The 15,581-nt window shown below is 66.1% G+C and carries 15 protein-coding genes and 3 pseudogenes; 11 read left to right on the top strand and 7 right to left on the bottom strand.

What is annotated here, in order from left to right:
* Window positions 1–4 precede the first annotated feature (4 nt).
* The 5 genes and pseudogenes from pdxA to CN538_RS03125 all read right to left on the bottom strand — a co-directional run.
* Entirely contained in the window at window positions 5–1,054 is a 1,050-nt protein-coding gene (gene pdxA / locus CN538_RS03115; protein ID WP_106418537.1) for a 4-hydroxythreonine-4-phosphate dehydrogenase PdxA, read from the bottom strand.
* A gap of 12 nt (window positions 1,055–1,066) precedes the next feature.
* Window positions 1,067–1,480, bottom strand: a complete 414-nt coding sequence (locus CN538_RS21810; protein ID WP_242495523.1) for a peptidylprolyl isomerase — start codon at window positions 1,478–1,480, stop codon at window positions 1,067–1,069.
* Window positions 1,481–1,647: 167 nt separating this feature from the next.
* Window positions 1,648–1,695 (bottom strand): annotated as a pseudogene (locus CN538_RS25905) (hypothetical protein); the annotation flags it as partial.
* Window positions 1,692–2,021, bottom strand: a complete 330-nt coding sequence (locus CN538_RS21815) for a SurA N-terminal domain-containing protein (protein WP_242495524.1) — start codon at window positions 2,019–2,021, stop codon at window positions 1,692–1,694. The pseudogene CN538_RS25905 and the gene CN538_RS21815, both read right to left, overlap by 4 nt.
* Window positions 2,022–2,289: 268 nt before the next feature.
* Window positions 2,290–4,738, bottom strand: a pseudogene (locus tag CN538_RS03125) (LPS-assembly protein LptD); the annotation flags it as partial.
* Window positions 4,739–5,018: 280 nt separating this feature from the next.
* Here CN538_RS03125 and CN538_RS03130 point away from each other — a divergent pair.
* The 3 genes from CN538_RS03130 to CN538_RS03140 are packed head-to-tail and all read left to right on the top strand — an operon-like array spanning window position 5,019 to window position 7,204.
* Window positions 5,019–6,059, top strand: coding sequence for an aminoglycoside phosphotransferase family protein (locus tag CN538_RS03130; protein ID WP_106418538.1), 1,041 nt, complete (start codon window positions 5,019–5,021; stop codon window positions 6,057–6,059).
* Window positions 6,056–6,724 (top strand): N-acetylmuramate alpha-1-phosphate uridylyltransferase MurU, encoded by a 669-nt coding sequence (gene murU / locus CN538_RS03135; RefSeq protein ID WP_106418539.1) that lies wholly within the window; start codon window positions 6,056–6,058, stop codon window positions 6,722–6,724. The genes CN538_RS03130 and murU overlap by 4 nt, the downstream gene beginning before the upstream one ends.
* A 60-nt stretch (window positions 6,725–6,784) precedes the next feature.
* A complete protein-coding gene (locus CN538_RS03140; RefSeq protein ID WP_106418540.1) occupies window positions 6,785–7,204 on the top strand; it encodes an OsmC family protein in 420 nt (139 codons plus the stop codon).
* Window positions 7,205–7,520: 316 nt separating this feature from the next.
* Here the strand turns inward: CN538_RS03140 and coq7 are convergent.
* Both coq7 and CN538_RS03150 read right to left on the bottom strand, forming a co-directional pair.
* Window positions 7,521–8,159, bottom strand: a pseudogene (coq7, locus tag CN538_RS03145) (2-polyprenyl-3-methyl-6-methoxy-1,4-benzoquinone monooxygenase).
* 47 nt (window positions 8,160–8,206) lie between these two features.
* Complete coding sequence (locus CN538_RS03150; protein WP_106418541.1) at window positions 8,207–8,551, bottom strand: histidine triad nucleotide-binding protein; 345 nt, start codon at window positions 8,549–8,551, stop codon at window positions 8,207–8,209.
* A gap of 346 nt (window positions 8,552–8,897) precedes the next feature.
* Between CN538_RS03150 and CN538_RS03155 the strand changes: the two genes are divergently transcribed.
* From CN538_RS03155 to CN538_RS24030, 8 genes are all read left to right on the top strand, one after another.
* Window positions 8,898–9,626: an SDR family oxidoreductase gene (locus tag CN538_RS03155; protein ID WP_106418542.1), complete on the top strand. Its 729-nt coding sequence runs from the start codon at window positions 8,898–8,900 to the stop codon at window positions 9,624–9,626.
* Window positions 9,627–10,024: 398 nt separating this feature from the next.
* Window positions 10,025–10,765 carry a substrate-binding domain-containing protein gene (locus tag CN538_RS03160; protein ID WP_277985086.1) on the top strand — a complete coding sequence of 247 codons (741 nt, stop codon included), beginning with the start codon at window positions 10,025–10,027 and terminating at the stop codon, window positions 10,763–10,765.
* Complete coding sequence (locus tag CN538_RS21820; RefSeq protein ID WP_242495525.1) at window positions 10,762–10,995, top strand: ATP-binding cassette domain-containing protein; 234 nt, start codon at window positions 10,762–10,764, stop codon at window positions 10,993–10,995. The genes CN538_RS03160 and CN538_RS21820 overlap by 4 nt, the downstream gene beginning before the upstream one ends.
* A 38-nt stretch (window positions 10,996–11,033) precedes the next feature.
* Entirely contained in the window at window positions 11,034–12,266 is a 1,233-nt protein-coding gene (locus CN538_RS03165) for a sugar ABC transporter ATP-binding protein (protein ID WP_242495526.1), read from the top strand.
* Window positions 12,263–13,243 carry an ABC transporter permease gene (locus CN538_RS03170; RefSeq protein ID WP_106418543.1) on the top strand — a complete coding sequence of 327 codons (981 nt, stop codon included), beginning with the start codon at window positions 12,263–12,265 and terminating at the stop codon, window positions 13,241–13,243. Before CN538_RS03165 ends, CN538_RS03170 begins: the two co-directional genes overlap by 4 nt.
* A 31-nt stretch (window positions 13,244–13,274) precedes the next feature.
* Window positions 13,275–14,840: an FGGY-family carbohydrate kinase gene (locus CN538_RS03175; protein ID WP_242495527.1), complete on the top strand. Its 1,566-nt coding sequence runs from the start codon at window positions 13,275–13,277 to the stop codon at window positions 14,838–14,840.
* A gap of 10 nt (window positions 14,841–14,850) precedes the next feature.
* A complete protein-coding gene (locus tag CN538_RS03180) occupies window positions 14,851–15,390 on the top strand; it encodes an SDR family oxidoreductase (RefSeq protein WP_277985087.1) in 540 nt (179 codons plus the stop codon).
* Window positions 15,273–15,581, top strand: coding sequence for an SDR family oxidoreductase (locus CN538_RS24030; RefSeq protein ID WP_277985145.1), 309 nt, complete (start codon window positions 15,273–15,275; stop codon window positions 15,579–15,581). The genes CN538_RS03180 and CN538_RS24030 overlap by 118 nt, the downstream gene beginning before the upstream one ends.

Genomic DNA, 15,581 nt, shown 5'->3' on the forward strand with positions numbered 1-15,581 from the left:
TGAGTCAGTGAGATCGATGAGTGGCCATCTCGCAGGCCACTTCCAGCGCCACCCTGAGGCTGCCGACATCGGCTTGGCCACTGCCGGCAAGGTCGAGGGCGGTGCCGTGATCGACCGAGGTGCGAACGATGCCCAGGCCCAGGGTGATATTGGCCGCCTGGCCAAAGCCGGCATACTTGAGTACCGGCAGCCCCTGGTCATGATACATGGCGAGCACGGCATCGGCGTCATTCAGATGACGCGGCGTGAACAGCGTATCGGCGGGCAGCGGGCCGATCAGATCGAGCCCCTCGGCGCGCAGCCGCTCGAGGGTCGGAGTGATGATCTCGAGCTCCTCGCGGCCCAGGTGGCCATCTTCGCCGGCGTGGGGATTGAGCCCGCTGACCAGGATACGCGGCGCGGCGATGCCGAAGCGCTGGGTCAGCTCGGCGGCGAGAATCCGGGTGACCCGCGTGAGAAGCGCAGCATCGATCGCCTCGGCAACCCGCGCCAGCGGCAGATGGGTGGTGGCCAGGGCGACCCGCAGCGGCCTCGGCGGGCGCCTGGCGTCGAGCGTCGAGGCGATCATCGTGGCGAGCATCATCACCACCTCCTCGACGCCGCAGGCGTCCCGCAGGTACTCGGTATGGCCGGTGAATCCCGGGTGGCCACCCTCGATGATCGCTCCCTTGTGCAGCGGCGCAGTGACCATGGCGGCGGCGCGCCCGTCACGACAGGCGGCGATGGCGACATCCAGGGTCTCGAGCACATAGTCGGCATTGCCCGGATCGAGCACGCCGGGCAGCGACGGCCGCCGCAGCGCCACCGGCCACACCGGCAGATGGCCATCCCGTGCGGGCGGCACCGGCGCAGCGGGGTCGAGCGGCTCGATCTCGACCGCCCAGCCCAGCGCCGCAGCACGCGCCGCCAGCAGCTGCGGGTCGCCGATGACCACGACCCGCGCGGCCAGCGCCGGCCAGCGCCGCGCCAGGGCCAGCGTCAGCTCGGGGCCGATACCCGCAGGCTCGCCGCTGGTCAGTGCCAGCAGCGGTGCCTCGGCCTGGGTCAATGCCATCTGGCTACCCCGTCACTGCTTGTCGAGGCGGTTGTCGACGTAGGCGCTGGCGCGAATCTCCTGCGTCCACGCCTCGAGTTCGTCGTTGACCTTGCGCTGGAAGATCGCCTGGCTCGCCTGCTCGCGGGAGATCTGCTTGCCGTCACCACCGCGAGTATCGATCAGCTTGACCAGGTGGAAACCGCTGGGGCTGCGGATCGGCTGGCTCACCTCACCCTTGGTGAGATCGGGAATGACGTCGGCGAAGATGGTCGGAATCTGCGCCGCCGGACGCCAGCCGAGATCGCCGCCTTTCAGCGCCTGGGCATCGTCGGACTCGGAGACCGCCAGCTTGCGGAAGTCGGCGCCGCTCTTGAGCTCCTGATAGAGCTTCTCGGCCTTGGCCTGGGCCTGACGCACCTGATCCGGGGTCGGCGACTGCGGCACCGCGACCAGGATCTGGGCCAGATGATAGGAGACGTTGCTGTTCTGGCCGGCCTGCTCCAGGAAGCGGTCGATCTCGCGATCCGACCCGTCACCTTGTTGGCGACCTCGCGCTGCTGGACCTGACGGATCAGCAGCTCGCGGCGCACCTGCTCGCGCACCTCGGCCAGCGACTGCCCCTCTTTCTCCAGGCGATCGGCGAACTGATCCAGGGTCATGCCGTTGTTTGGGCGATACCGCGCATGGTGGCGTTGAGCTGAGTCTCGTCGACGTTCAGCTTGCCCTTCTCGGCCATCTGCAGCTCGATCTGCTCGGTGATCATGCGGTCGAGACCTGATGCTCGAGGGTCTTCTCCGGCGGCGCCGGGATGTTGCTGGACGCGAGCTGGCTCTTGACCTGGGAGACCCGCTGCTCGAGCTGGTCTGCATGATGGCGTCGTCGTGACCACGGCGACGATACGGTCCAGCGGCACCACTTCGGCCATCGCCGACAGCGGCGACAGCAGCATGACCAGCGCCAGGGGAATCCACACTCTAGGACGCATGCCTACCTCTCTTGCTTGATGAAGGACGACTCTAAGGGAATACTGCACAAATGCCTGCGCGGGCGAATCGCTGCGTTGCGCGGCGCTGGAGCGCCAGCCCGGTAAGAATCCTCACATATACCCCATATGCTGCGGTTCTTGCGCTTCGGGCGCCTTGCACTTCATCCCGCTCGCCTATTTGTTCAGCACTTCCCTTGCTTGATGAATCACGGGTCTTGCTCGATCTCGATCGGCTGCCCGGCTCCGCCGGGCCCGACTCAGAACGTGGGGGCTCGTAACCCGGTACCGCGCTGGCGAAGTAGCTGTCGGCGTTTCTGCCCTACCCCGCCGAGTCCCTTGAACACGAAGCGCAGGAACAGGCCGCGGTCGTGTAGTCATCGTCGATGGTATAGGCGGTGTCGTTGTCGTCGACCCCTTCCCGCAGACCACCTGCACCGCGCTGCAGCAGCTGTTGAACTGCACCCGGCCAGCGTCTCCAGATCCCGCTTGTTGGTGTTGTCGTAGAGATAGCGGCCGATCAGATCGAGCGACGAGGTCGCCTTGTAGGCGAACGAGACGTCGAAATCCTCACGGTCGTAGCTCAGTTGATCATCGGCGTCGCTGGCCGGATCGAAACCTTGGAGCTGCCAACGGTAGCCAAGGTTCAATACATGACCGGCCGGGCTCAGATACTGCAGATAGGCGGAGGCCTTTTCGGTCTGCGAGCGCTGATCGTCGTAGAACCACTCGTAGCGCGAACGCCACTGGTCGTTGATGCGCCAGTCGAGCTGGGTGATCACCGGCGAGCGGTCACGCGTGCGCCGGTAGTCATCGTAGCGCCGCTGCGCAGGCGTGAGATTGTCGCTGTCATCGAGCAGAGTGACGTTGCGATCTTCGAAGTAGGCGCTCTGACCGACCGACAGCGCCAGCCGTTCGCGCCCGGTGTCATCCTCGAGGAAGCGGGTCGAGGCGCCGTAGGAGAGCTTGTTGACGTCACCCACGCGATCGGCCCCGGTGAAGCGGTAGGGCGACCACAGCTGGCTCCACGAAATCGCCTGTTCGTCGGTGTCGAACACCGGATACTCGGACTGGTCGCGCTCGGGTACGTAAGCGTAGTAGAGGCGCGGCTCGAAGGTCTGCTTGAAGCCCTGATCGAACGCGGTCACGTCACGCTGGAAAATCAGACCCGAGTCCAGCGAGTAGACCGGCACCGTGCGGGACAACGTCTCGTCGCGCGAGGTGTCACGATTGCCGTAGTCGAGCTCGTAGTTGGTCTGCCACAGCTGGAAGCGCGGTTCGAGGAAGCCCCAGCTCGGCTGTGCCCGCCAGCCGATGGCCGGAGTCAGATTGAGGCGCGAGCCGTTGGCCGATTCGCGCAGCGGAATGTTGCGGGTGCGGTTCTCGTCCTCGTCGAACCAGTTGCCCTGGGCGTCGACGCCGTGCAGGTCACGCCAGAAGTAGGTGGCGTTGGAGTTCCACTCCTGATAGAAGCCGCTCTCCTGCTGCCAGCGCGCATTGGCGGTCAGGCTGGGCAGGCGGTAGTAGGGGCGATCGTTCTCGTCGATCGGATACTGCATGCGCTGGTAGCCCTGGGCGCGGGCGTCCAGATACCAGGTGGTACCCTGATAGGAGAGCCGCGCCAGACGCTCGAGGTACGCGGTGTCCTGCTCGGCGAAGTCGCTGCCGAAGTCATCGAAGTAGCGGCCATCGCTGGCGGCACCGTAGCGCAGCGCGTAGTCCAGGCGATCGGTGAAGTAGCCGTAGTGTTGGTAGTCGACGAACCAGCGGTCCTTGCCGTCGAAGGCATCCTTGGGATCGTTGGGGTTATCGTTGTTGCCGCCGTTGTCATTGGCCAGATAGGCGCCATCGATCGTGCCGCGATCGCTGCCGAAGAGATAGCGAAACTCGCCGCCCATCAGCAGGCCATGGTCGGTGATGACCCGGGGCGTGATGGTGGCGTCGTAGTTGGGCGCCAGATTCAGGTAGTAGGGCTGGCTGTAGTCGAGGCCATCGCTGGAGAGCCCCAGGGTCGGCCAGAGGAAACCGCTCTGGCGGCGATCGTCGACCGGGAAGCGTACCCAAGGCCAGTAGAATACCGGCACGTCGCCCATCTCGAGGCGCGCATTGGTGGCGGTACCGTAGCCCTGGGCGCGGTCGATGGTGACGTCGCTGCCGACGATCCGCCACAGCCGACTGTCCGGCGCACAGGTGGTGAAGCTGGCCTCGCGCATGCGATAACGGCCGTCGTCGAGGCGCTGCAGCGCCTGGGCATCACCGCGCACGCGCTGGTCGTGGATCACGTAGTGGGCGTCGTCGATGCGCGCCGCGTCGCTGTCGAGCGAGACCTGGCCGTCGTCGCCGCGTACCAGCAGACCGGGATAGCGGATGGTCAGCGGGCCATCGGCGAAGGCGGTATCGCGGGCGGCGTTGACCCGCACCTGCGGCGCCTGCAGCTGGCTGTCGCCACGCCGCAGCACTACCTCGCCTCCGAGGATCGTCTCGCCGTTGTCGCCATACTCCGCGGTGGCGGAGTTGGAGAGGACCTCTTCCGGCGTCCGCCCCTCAGGCAGCAGATAGCCGGGCTGGACATAGCGCCCGCCGCACAGTTCGCCGGCCGGTGCCTGATCGCCCCAGGGTACCCAGTCCAGCTGGTCCGCCGGGAGCGGTGCCGGAGGGGCCGCCTGGGCGGTCGATGAAATCACGCCGGTGAGGGCAGTCCAGACCAGTCGCTTGCCCATGTCCTCTGTGTCCTTGCCGAGTGGAGCCGGTATTATACAGACCTCGCCGGCGCTTGCCGCGAGGACGTTCCCTGTTGTTACGACCGAATGTGTTGCACTCGCGTGGCTGCGCTCGGTCCGCCGAGCAGCGCGCAGCTATATCGCGATGCATTGGCGTGTTCGTCCATAGACGGCACACTGGCGTCGGTCAGCGCCTCACCCCCGCCTGCCCAACCGATAGGCGGCTTCAGCATGCGGTGCCATCCGCACCCCGTCAACTCGATCCACCCTGGGAGTCTCGATGAGTCTGCGCCTTGCTCAGCTGCACACCTGGATAGCCCGGCACCACGCCATCGCCGCCGACACCTGCCGCTTCGAGCCCGTCGCCGGCGACGCCAGCCTGCGTGGCTACTGCCGGGTGCATCTACCCGACGGCACCACGCGCATGCTGATGGATGCCCCACCCGAGCTCGAGGATAGTCACGCCTTCGTCGCCATCGGCCGTAGCTGGCGTGCAGCCGGACTGCCGGTGCCGGCAATCCACGCCATCGACCTAGACCAAGGCTTTCTCGAACTCGACGATCTCGGCGATGACAGTCTGCACCACCATTTCGACGATGCCGATAGCGCGCGGCACGGTACGGCCCAGGCCATCGATCTGCTGCTGCGCCTGCAGCGGCTGGCCTCACCGGCCGAGCTGCCGCCCTACTCCGCTGCCTTCATGGAAGAGGAGATGGAGCGCTTCCCCGAGTGGGGTCTAGGACGCTGGCTAGGGTTGGAGGCACCCGCCTGCTGGGCTGATACCCAACGTCACCTGCTGGCTCACATCGCGACGCTGCCCGAAGTCGCGGTGCACCGCGACTTCGATGCCATGAATTTGATGATCGTCGATGGCGAACTGGCACTGATCGATTTCCAGGGCGCCCTGGCGGGGCCGCTGGGCTACGACCTGATCTCGCTGCTGCGCGGGCGCTACCAGCGCTGGTCGCGCTCGGAGATGGATCGCTGGATCGACGACTTCCACCGCCGCAGCCAGGCCGACTTCGGCACCCGTCTGGCGGATGCCACCGCCTTTCGCGCCGCGATCGAGGCGATCGGCGCCCAGCGTCAGCTCAAGATCCTGGGCCAGTTCTGCCGTCTCTACCTGCGCGACGGCAAGCCGCGCTATCTCGACTGGCTGCCGCACTTTTATGCCCAGCTCGACGCCGGCCTCGAAGCACTGCCCGAGCTGGCTGACTTCCACGCCTGGCTGCGCGAGATCTACCACCCGGCGATGCAGGCGCGGCTGGCTCTGCACCACGCCGAGCAGGCACAAGAGCCTTCGAAGGGAGCCTCGGCATGAAAGCGATGATCCTGGCCGCCGGGCTCGGCAGCCGCATGCGACCGCTCACCGACCACTGCCCCAAGCCGCTGCTGCCGGTGGCCGGCAAGCCGCTGATCGAACACCATCTGGAACGGCTCGCGGCGGCCGGCTTCCGCGAGGTGGTGATCAACGTGAGCTACCGTGGCGAGCAGATCGTCGCCGCCCTCGGCGATGGCCAACGCTTCGGCCTGCGTCTCGCCTTCAGCCGCGAGCCCACGCCGCTGGAGACCGCCGGCGGCCTGCGCCATGCCCTGGCGCTGCTGGGCGATGCCCCTTTCCTCTTGCTCAACGGTGACGTCTGGAGCGATATCGACCTGGCTCAGCCGACGCTGACCGCAGGCGATCTGGCCCATCTGGCGATGGTCGACACCACCGACTTCCACCCTCGCGGCGACTTCCATCTCGACATCGATGGGCGCCTGCACGCCGAGGGTGAGCCGCGTCTGGTCTATGCCGGGGTCGGCGTGATCCACCCGCAGCTGGTCGCCGATCTCCCCGACGGCGAGGCAGCCAAGCTGGCGCCGCTGCTGCTCGCGGCGATGCGCGCCAGGCGGGTGGGTGGCTGGCACCACCGCGGCGACTGGGTCGATGTCGGCACGCCGCAGCGCCTGGCCGATCTCGAGAGCCGGCTGCGCCGGGCGTAACCTCAGCCTGGCGGGAGTGTTATGCTGCCGCCACGTTATCCGAGTGAAGGAATCGATTGCATGAAAGCCACAGTCAAGTGGACCGACGGCCGCCAGTTCGTCACCGAATCCGGCAGCGGCCACAGCGTCGTGATCGACGGCAACCCCGACCACGGCGGGCGCAACACCGGGCCGCGGCCGATGGAGCTGGTCCTGATGGGGCTCGGCGGCTGCACCTCGTTCGACGTGATCCAGATCCTGGAGAAGGCGCGCGCCGACGTCACCGACTGCGTCGCGACCCTGGAAGCCGAGCGCTTCGACGGCACCCCCAGCGTGTTCACCAAGATCCATGTGCACTTCGTGGTCACGGGCCGTGGTCTCAAGGAGGCCCAGGTCAAGCGCGCGGTCGACCTCTCCGCCGAGAAGTACTGCAGCGCCTCGCTGATGCTGGCCAAAGGGGGCGTGGAGATCACCCACGACTACGAAATCGTCGAGGCCTGAGAGGGAGTTTACAAAATGCCTGCGCTCGGCAATACGGCGTTAAAATCGTCCTCTGAGCGCCGGCCAGTCCAACGAGGCCCTCGAGCCCACAGCATAAGACGCAAAAACCGCGACTCAGGTTGCGGTTTTCTTTAGGCACTGTCTGAAAAGTACTGCGCTCGCCCATGCGGCGTTAAAAATCGGCTCAAAATGCTCATTTACAACCCGTAAACTCCGCGTTTTCGCCGATTTTTGCCTTGCCTGGCCTTTGCTCGTCAACTTTTCAGGCAGCACCTAGCCGCTCGGCGGCTATCCGGCGCCCTCGACGGCGCCACACTCAAAGGCGATAGACACTCTTGGTCATCACCTTCGACACCAGCCGCATGCCCCACTTCACCGGCAACGGGAAGCGACTGCCACCGGATTCCACGCCATGCGCTCGTGCTGCGCCTCGTCGATACGCATCTGTTCGAGCACCGCCCGCGAGCGCTTGTCATCGATCGGCAGCTTGCGCAGATGCGCCTCCAGATGGTGCCCGACCTGCTCCTCGGTGGCGGCGACGAAGCCCAGGCTGATGCGGTCGCCGATCGCGCCGGCCAGGGCACCGAGCCCGAAGGAGGCGGCGTAAAGGCGGGGTTGAGATAGCTGGTACGGCCATCCAGCTCCTGCAGGCGCTGGTCGCACCAGGCCAGATGATCGATCTCCTCCGCCGCCGCCTCTTCCATGCGCTCGCGGGTATCGCCCAGCTTGGCGGTCAGCCCCTGGCCTTGATAGGCGCCTGGGCGCACACCTCACCGGTATGGTTGATGCGCATCAGCCCGGCCACGTGGCGGCGCTGCTCGTCGTCGAGCGCGCCCTCCGGCTGGGCGTGCGCCGGCGAGGGCCGGCGCGGCTGCGCCGCCCCCGGCACCAGCGTGCGCAGCACGCTGTCGAACTGGTGAATCAGATTGTCGCTACGCGACAGCTGGCGCGCCATGTGAGTCTCCTTACCCGTGTGCGGAAATACCCCAGATCCCGGACCTATCAGCCCGGCGGCCAGGTCAGCTTGCGCCCACCCAGCAGGTGCATGTGGATATGATAGACCGACTGCCCGCCATCTTCGTTGCAGTTCATCACCACGCGGTAGCCGTCCTCGGCGAAACCGAACTGCTTGGCCAGCTTGGCCGCGGTGTACTGCAGCCGGCCGACCAGGGCCAGATCCGTCTCTTCGATGTCGTTGAGGGTGGCGATCGGCTTCTTGGGAATGATCAGCACATGGGTCGGTGCCTGGGGATTGATGTCACGGAAGGCGAGCACGTGCTCGTCTTCATAGACGATGTCGGCCGGAATCTCGCGGTCGATGATCTTGCTGAACAGCGTGGGCTCCATGGGGTCTCCTGGTCGGACATGGACATGAAAGGGTCCGGCGTCAGCGGCTGCGCGCGGCGGCATTTGGACTGGCCCCCGAGATTACCCCTTACCTCCGGGCTTGTCAGGCCCGTAGGCCATCGCGTCGGCGACAGGCGCCTTGCGCGCCATAGATCGGCCGACGGGCGGACGGCACTAGACCTTGGTCTCAGCCATATTGACCCTATCCGAGGGCCTGCCTAACCTGCCAAATGTTGACGTTAACATTTTAATGTCTACGAACTTATGTAACGCCTGAGGTGGCGCTTGTGAGTCGCGCCCTGACCGCAGGCCGTTCACGAGACGACATCACAGGAGCGTAGAGAACATGAGCCAAGATTTGACGGGTAAAGTGGCGGCCGTCACCGGTGCGGCATCGGGGATCGGCCTGGCAACGGTTCGGGCACTGATCGCGGCAGGTGCCACAGTGGTTCTGATCGATCGCGACGAGCGCGCGCTGGACGCGCTGCAGGCGGAGCTCGGTGACGCCGCGATCCCCCTCGTCCTCGATCTGCTCGACCCACGAGCGTGCGCTACCCTGCTGGCGCGCATTCTCGACAAGGCCGGCCAACTCGATATCTTCCACGCCAATGCCGGCAGCTATATCGGGGGTGATCTGCTCGATGCCGATCCGGACGCCATCGATCGCATGGTGAGCCTGAACGTGAGCGTGGTGATGAAGAACGTCCATAACGTACTACCCCACATGATCGAGCGGCAGACCGGGGACATCATGGTGACGAGTTCGGTCGCAGGCCACTTCCCGGTGCCCTGGGAGCCCGTCTACGCCTCGTCCAAGTGGGCCATGAACAGCTTCGTGCAGACGCTGCGCCGTCAGGTGCTCAAGCACGGCATCCGCGTCGCCGCAGTCTCGCCCGGCCCGGTCAACAGTGCCCTGCTCGCCGACTGGCCCGAGGAGAATCTGCGCAAGGCCAAGGAGTCCGGCAGCATCATCGAACCCGACGTGGTCGCCGACGCCGTTCTCTACATGCTGACCCGGCCGCGCAACGTCACCATCCGCGACATGATCGTGCTGCCCAGTCACTTCGACATGTGACCGACCAGAGCGCGCTAGACATTGGTCGAGATCCCGTTGACCGGCGCATAGGCGGTCCCCTAACGTCAAAAATGTTGACGTTAACATAGCCCGCATGCCACCCCACGTCATCGACACGCTGACAACAACAACCCCGGAGCACACCATGAGCATTCGCGATTTCACGACAACGCTTCGCCGCAGTCTGCTGATTGCCGCCGGTTCGGCGGTAATGGTGAGCGGTGCCGCCACCGCTGCCGACGCGCCGCTGAAGATCGGCATGTCCTTTCAGGAGCTCAACAACGAGTACTTCGTGACCATGAAGGAGGCACTCGAAGCGGCGACCACCAGCATCGGCGCCGATCTCATCATCACGACGCCATCACGACGTCGCCAAGCAGGTCAGCGACGTCGAGGACATGGTGCAGCGCGGCATCGACATTCTGCTGCTCAATCCCACCGATTCGGTAGGCATCGAGACAGCCGTCCTCGAAGCCCATCAGGCGGGCGTCACCACGATCGCCATCGACGCCCAGGCCAAGGGCCCGGTGGATGGTTTCGTCGGCTCCAAGAACTACGACGCCGGCTACAAGGCCTGCCACTATCTCGGCAAGGCGCTAGACGGCAAGGGCCAGGTGGCGATCCTCGACGGCATTCCGGTGGTGCCGATCCTGCAGCGCGTCAAGGGCTGCACCGCCGCGCTCGACGAGTTTCCCGACGTGACGGTGGTCGACAAGCAGAACGGTCGCCAGGATCGGACCCAGGCGATGACGGTCACCGAGAATCTGATCCAGGCACATCCCGATCTCGATGGTCTGTTCAGCGTCAACGACATCGGGGCGCTGGGGGCGCTGATCGCGATCGACGCCAGCGGCAAGGATATCAGATGGTCAGCGTCGATGGTCCCGAGGCCATTGCTGCCATTCGCAAGCCGGACTCGGCGTTCATTGCCACGGCGGCCCAGTATCCGCGTGACATGTGCGGCTCGGCCTCGGTCTGGGCCTGGCCAAGCACTGGGGGGCCAGCACCGCACCCGCGGAGAAATCCCCATCGATGTGACACTCATCGATCGCGAAACGCAGCCGACTTCCGTTGGTAACCCACCGACGTTGACCACGACGAGTGCCACCTGCGGGTGGCACATCGGGGGAAGATCATGACGCCACGCTCTCGTTGCAAACACATTTCCAAGGCGTTTCCCGGGGTGCGCGCGCTCCACGATGTGTCGTTCGACGTCGAGGCCGGCGAAGTGCACGCCCTGCTCGGCGAGAATGGCGCTGGCAAGTCGACCTTGATGAAGGTGCTCTGCGGCATCCACCGCCCCGATAGCGGACAGATACGAATCGACGGCGCGAAGCGCGCGAGTTCCATGGCTATCAAGATGCGCTGAAGCGGGTGTCGGGATCATCTTCCAGGAGTTCAGCCTGGGTGCCCGATCTCGATGCCGTGGACAACATCTTTCTGGGCCGCGAACACCGCAATCGCCTGGGTCTGCGCGCCCGGCGCAGCATGCGCCGAGAGGCCCTCGCCCTGTTCGCCCGTCTCGGGGTCTCCCTTCCCCTGGAGTGCCCGGTCGCCGAGCTGAGTATCGCCGACCAGCAGTTCATCGAGATCGCCAAGGCGCTATCGCTGGAGGCGCGCATCCTGGTGCTCGACGAGCCAACGGCGACGTTGACCCCCAGCGAGGCCGAGCAGCTGTTCGCCATCATGCGCGAGCTGCGCAGCCAGGGTGTCGCCATGGTGTTCATCTCTCACCATATGGAGGAGATCTTCACCATCTGCGACCGGGTCACGGTGATGCGTGACGGCGAGAAGGTCGGCGGCTGCGAAGTCGCGACGACCGATGCCGACGCCCTCATCGAGATGATGGTCGGACGTCGGGTCGAGAATATCTTCCCCGAGCCACGCAGCGATAGCGACCCGAACGACGTGGTGCTGTCGGTGGCGTCGCTGAAGCTCACCCCCGACGGCCCCGAACACGCCTTCGATCTCCACCGCGGCGAGATACTCGGCTTCGCCGGGCTGGTCGGTTCCGGACGCAGCGAGCTGGCGATGGGGCTGATCGGCGCCATGCGCCCCGCCTACGCCCGGGTGCGTCTGGAAGGTTCCCCGGTCAAATTGCATCACCCCGCCACCGCGCTCGAGCATGGCATCGGTCTGCTGCCGGAGAGCCGTAAGACCCAGGGCCTGGTACTCCCCTTCTCCTGCCGCGACAACATCTCGCTGAACAATCTGGCCCGGTTCAAGGGTCCCCTGCGGCTGCTCGACCGGCGACAGGAAGCCCGCACCGCCGCCGAGCTGATGGCGTCGGTGCGGGTCAAGGCGCCCGGCCCCGAGACGCCGGTCGGCGACCTCAGCGGCGGCAATCAGCAGAAGGTGGTCATCGCACGCTGGCTCGGCCATCGGTGCAAGGTGCTGATCTTCGACGAGCCCACCCGCGGTATCGACGTCGGCGCCAAATCCGAGATCTACGCCCTGATGAAGGCGCTCACCGCGCGCGGGGTCTCGATCATCATGATCTCCTCCGAGCTGCCAGAGATCCTCGCACTCTGCGATCGCGCCCTGGTCTTCCATCAAGGCCGGATCGCCGCCGAGCTGAGCGGCGAGGCGCTCGACTCCCCATCCGTCATGTATCACGCCACCGGAGGACTCTCCTCATGAGTCAGCTCGCCGCCAAGACAGACGCGGATGCACACGGCCTTGCCGCCCGGCTGAACCGCTGGCGACGCACCCCGATCTTCTATCCGCTGATCGGGTTCGCGCTGGTGTTCGCCGCCATGGCCCTGCTCAACGACAGTTTTCTCAGCACCAGCAACCTGATCAACCTGGCCCGCCAGGCCTCGATCATCGCCATCATCGCCGCGGGCATGAGTCTGGCGATCCTTACCGGCGGTATCGACCTGTCGGTGGGGCCGGTGATGGCGCTCTCCGGCACCTTGATGGCGGGCCTGATGATCGCCGGCATACCGCCCGCGCTGGCGATTGCTGCAGGGTTGGTGGTGGGTGCTGCGTTCGGCGCCGCCAACGGCCTGTTCGTCGCTTTCGCCGGTATGCCACCGATCATCGTGACACTGGCGACCATGGGCATCGCCCGCGGCCTCGGACTCATCTACACCGGTGGCTACCCGATCTCCGGCCTGCCCGCGGAGTTCGCCTTCTTCGGTCGCGGCAGCGTGGCGGGTATCGACATGCCGATCCTGATCATGCTCGGCGTCTACGCCATCGGCTATGTGCTGCTCGCCCACACCGCGACCGGGCGTTATCTCTATGCCATCGGCGGCAACGAGGAGGCGACCCGCCTCTCCGGTATTCGGGTCTCGCGCTACAAACTGCTGGTCTACACCCTGAGTGGCACCACCGCTGCCATCGCCGGGCTGATCCTCACCTCGCGACTGATGAGCGGTCAACCCAATGCCGGGGTCGGCTTCGAACTGGACGCCATCGCCGCCGTGGTGCTGGGGGGCGCGGCGATCACCGGCGGGCGCGGCATGATTCTCGGCACCCTGGTCGGCGCCATGCTGCTCGGCGTGCTCAACAACGGCCTCAACCTGATGGGCGTATCCCCCTATCTTCAGAACGTGATCAAGGGCGGCATCATCCTGCTGGCGATCTACTTGAGCCGCAAACGCGCGCCTTGACCCGGCGACTCGGACACGAGCGCCAATGAACGTGCCTCTCAACACTGACCAGGAGAGCCCCATGGAGAGCGTCATCGGCATCGATATCGGCACCCAGAGCACCAAGGCGCTGGTGCTCGATGCCCAGGGCCGCATTCTCGCCCAGCATAGTCATGCCTACCGGGTGGAGACACCGCGGCCGCTGTGGGCCGAGCAGTGGCCCGAGGTGTGGTGGGAGGCCGTCATGATCTGTGTGCGCGCCTGTCTCGCCGCCCCGGCGGTGGATCCTTCTCAGGTCAAGGCGCTCTGCGTCAGCAGCCTGTATGGCGGGTCGGGCATCCCGGTGGATGCCGAGATTCGCCCACTCCACCCCTGCCTGATCTGGATGGATCGGCGTGCCGAGGCCCAGGTACGCTGGATCGACGCCCACGTCGATCTCGCGCGCCTGCGCGCCATCACCGGCAACGGCGTGGACAGCTACTACGGCTTCACCAAGATGCGCTGGCTCAAGGATGAGCGCCCCGAGGTATGGGCGCGTACCCGCTATCTGCTACCGCCCAATAGCTACATCAACTATCGGCTCAGTGGGGAGATCGCCATCGATCACTGCGCCGCCGGCAACATCGGCGGCATATACGACCTGCAGGCGCGTGACTGGTCGCCGGAGATGATCACCGCGCTGGGGCTCGACCAGGACAAGCTACCGGCCCGGCTGGTCGACTCGGGCACATCGGTGGGCGGCCTACTGCCGGCGCTGGCGACCGAGCTGGGCCTGCCGGCTGGCATCGCGGTGCTTGCCGGTGGGGTCGACGCGGCGATGGCGACGCTGGCCGCCGGCGCAGCCCGCCCCGGCCAGCACGTCGCCATGCTCGGTACCAGCATGTGCTGGGGCATGATCAACCAGCAGGTGGATGCCACCCAGGGGCTGATCAGCATGCCGCACGTGCTCAATGGCGCACGCGATCTCTACACTTTCGGCGGCGCCCTGACCGCCGGCGCCTCGGTCAGTTGGTTCATCGACCTCTGCTGCGCGGATGACGCCGAGACGGAAGCAGAGAGCGCCTTCGCGCGCCTCGAGCCACCCGCCCGGTCGCTCCCCCCGGGCGCCGACGGCCTGCTCTTCCTGCCCTATCTGATGGGCGAGCGCAGTCCAGTGTGGGACGCCAGGGCCAGCGCCTGCTTCATCGGTCTCAACCTCACCCACCGCCGGCACCACCTCTATCGCGCAGTGCTCGAAGGCGTCGCCTTCGCGCTGCGTCACAACATGGCGGCCGGTGAACGTCAGGGGCAGCCCCTCGATCCCTACCTGATCGTCGTCGGCGGTGCCGCTCGCTCGGACCTGTGGATGCAGATCATCGCCGATGTCACCCACCTGCCGGTCTACACCTATCGCGAAGAGGTGGAAGCGGCGCTCGGCGCCGGACTGCTGGCCGGTCAGGCCGTCGGGCTGATCGATCTCGCCGACACTCGCCGCCACGGCCAGCTCACCGAGCGGGCCACCCCCGATCCGACCGCCGCCGAGCGCTACGACACGCTGTTTTCGCTCTACTGCGAACTCTATCCGGTGCTCGCGCCCGTCATGCACCGACTCGGCGACGCCACGGCTCCGACCCCATAGAGGCACGCCCATGGATCTCGAACTCCAGCAGCAACACATCCTGATCACCGGTGCGACCAGCGGGATCGGTCTGGCCATTGCCCGGCGCCTGGCACAGCTCGGCGCCGAACTCACCCTCTGCGGCCGCGATCGCGCACGCTGCGAGGCGCTCGAGCATGAACTGGGCGCCCGCACCCTGGTCCTGGACATCACCGACGAGCTGGCGGTGAAAGACGCTTTCAGCGACCTCGCACCGCTCGACGGGCTGGTCAACTGCGCCGGTATCTCGCTGCTCGATGCCGCGATCCAGGTACGTGCCGCCGATCTCGATGCGATGCTGGCGACCAACGTCAGGGCCGCCGCGATCGTGGCGCGAGAGGCCGCCAACAACATGCTGCCGCCGGACGCGCGGGCAGTATCGTCAATGTCTCCAGCCAGGCCGCGCTGGTCGCGCTGGAGCACCATCTCGGCTACTGCGCCTCGAAGGCAGCGCTGGACGCCACGACGCGGGTCCTGTGTCTCGAACTGGGGCCACACGGTATTCGGGTCAATAGCGTCAACCCCACGGTGACGTTGACCCCGATGGCCGAACGGGCCTGGTCGGACCCCGCCAAACGCGATCCCATGCTGGCAGCGATTCCGCTGGGACGCTTCGCCGCACCCGACGAAGTGGCGTTACCCGTGGCCTTTCTGCTGAGCGCCGCGGCGGCGATGATCAGCGGCGCCTGCCTGCCGATCGACGGCGGTTACACCGCCCACTGA

The sequence above is a fragment of the Salinicola tamaricis genome (assembly GCF_003006155.1).
Classification (GTDB): Bacteria; Pseudomonadota; Gammaproteobacteria; order Pseudomonadales; family Halomonadaceae; genus Salinicola; species Salinicola tamaricis.

Coding starts and splice junctions, on each gene's coding strand:
- pdxA (WP_106418537.1), bottom strand. CDS start 1,054: ATGGCATTGACCCAGGCCGAGGCACCGCTGCTGGCACTGACCAGCGGC.
- CN538_RS21815 (WP_242495524.1), bottom strand. CDS start 2,021: ATGCGTCCTAGAGTGTGGATTCCCCTGGCGCTGGTCATGCTGCTGTCG.
- CN538_RS03130 (WP_106418538.1), top strand. CDS start 5,019: ATGAGTCTGCGCCTTGCTCAGCTGCACACCTGGATAGCCCGGCACCAC.
- murU (WP_106418539.1), top strand. CDS start 6,056: ATGAAAGCGATGATCCTGGCCGCCGGGCTCGGCAGCCGCATGCGACCG.
- CN538_RS03140 (WP_106418540.1), top strand. CDS start 6,785: ATGAAAGCCACAGTCAAGTGGACCGACGGCCGCCAGTTCGTCACCGAA.
- CN538_RS03150 (WP_106418541.1), bottom strand. CDS start 8,551: ATGGAGCCCACGCTGTTCAGCAAGATCATCGACCGCGAGATTCCGGCC.
- CN538_RS03155 (WP_106418542.1), top strand. CDS start 8,898: ATGAGCCAAGATTTGACGGGTAAAGTGGCGGCCGTCACCGGTGCGGCA.
- CN538_RS03160 (WP_277985086.1), top strand. CDS start 10,025: ATGGTGCAGCGCGGCATCGACATTCTGCTGCTCAATCCCACCGATTCG.
- CN538_RS21820 (WP_242495525.1), top strand. CDS start 10,762: ATGACGCCACGCTCTCGTTGCAAACACATTTCCAAGGCGTTTCCCGGG.
- CN538_RS03170 (WP_106418543.1), top strand. CDS start 12,263: ATGAGTCAGCTCGCCGCCAAGACAGACGCGGATGCACACGGCCTTGCC.
- CN538_RS03180 (WP_277985087.1), top strand. CDS start 14,851: ATGGATCTCGAACTCCAGCAGCAACACATCCTGATCACCGGTGCGACC.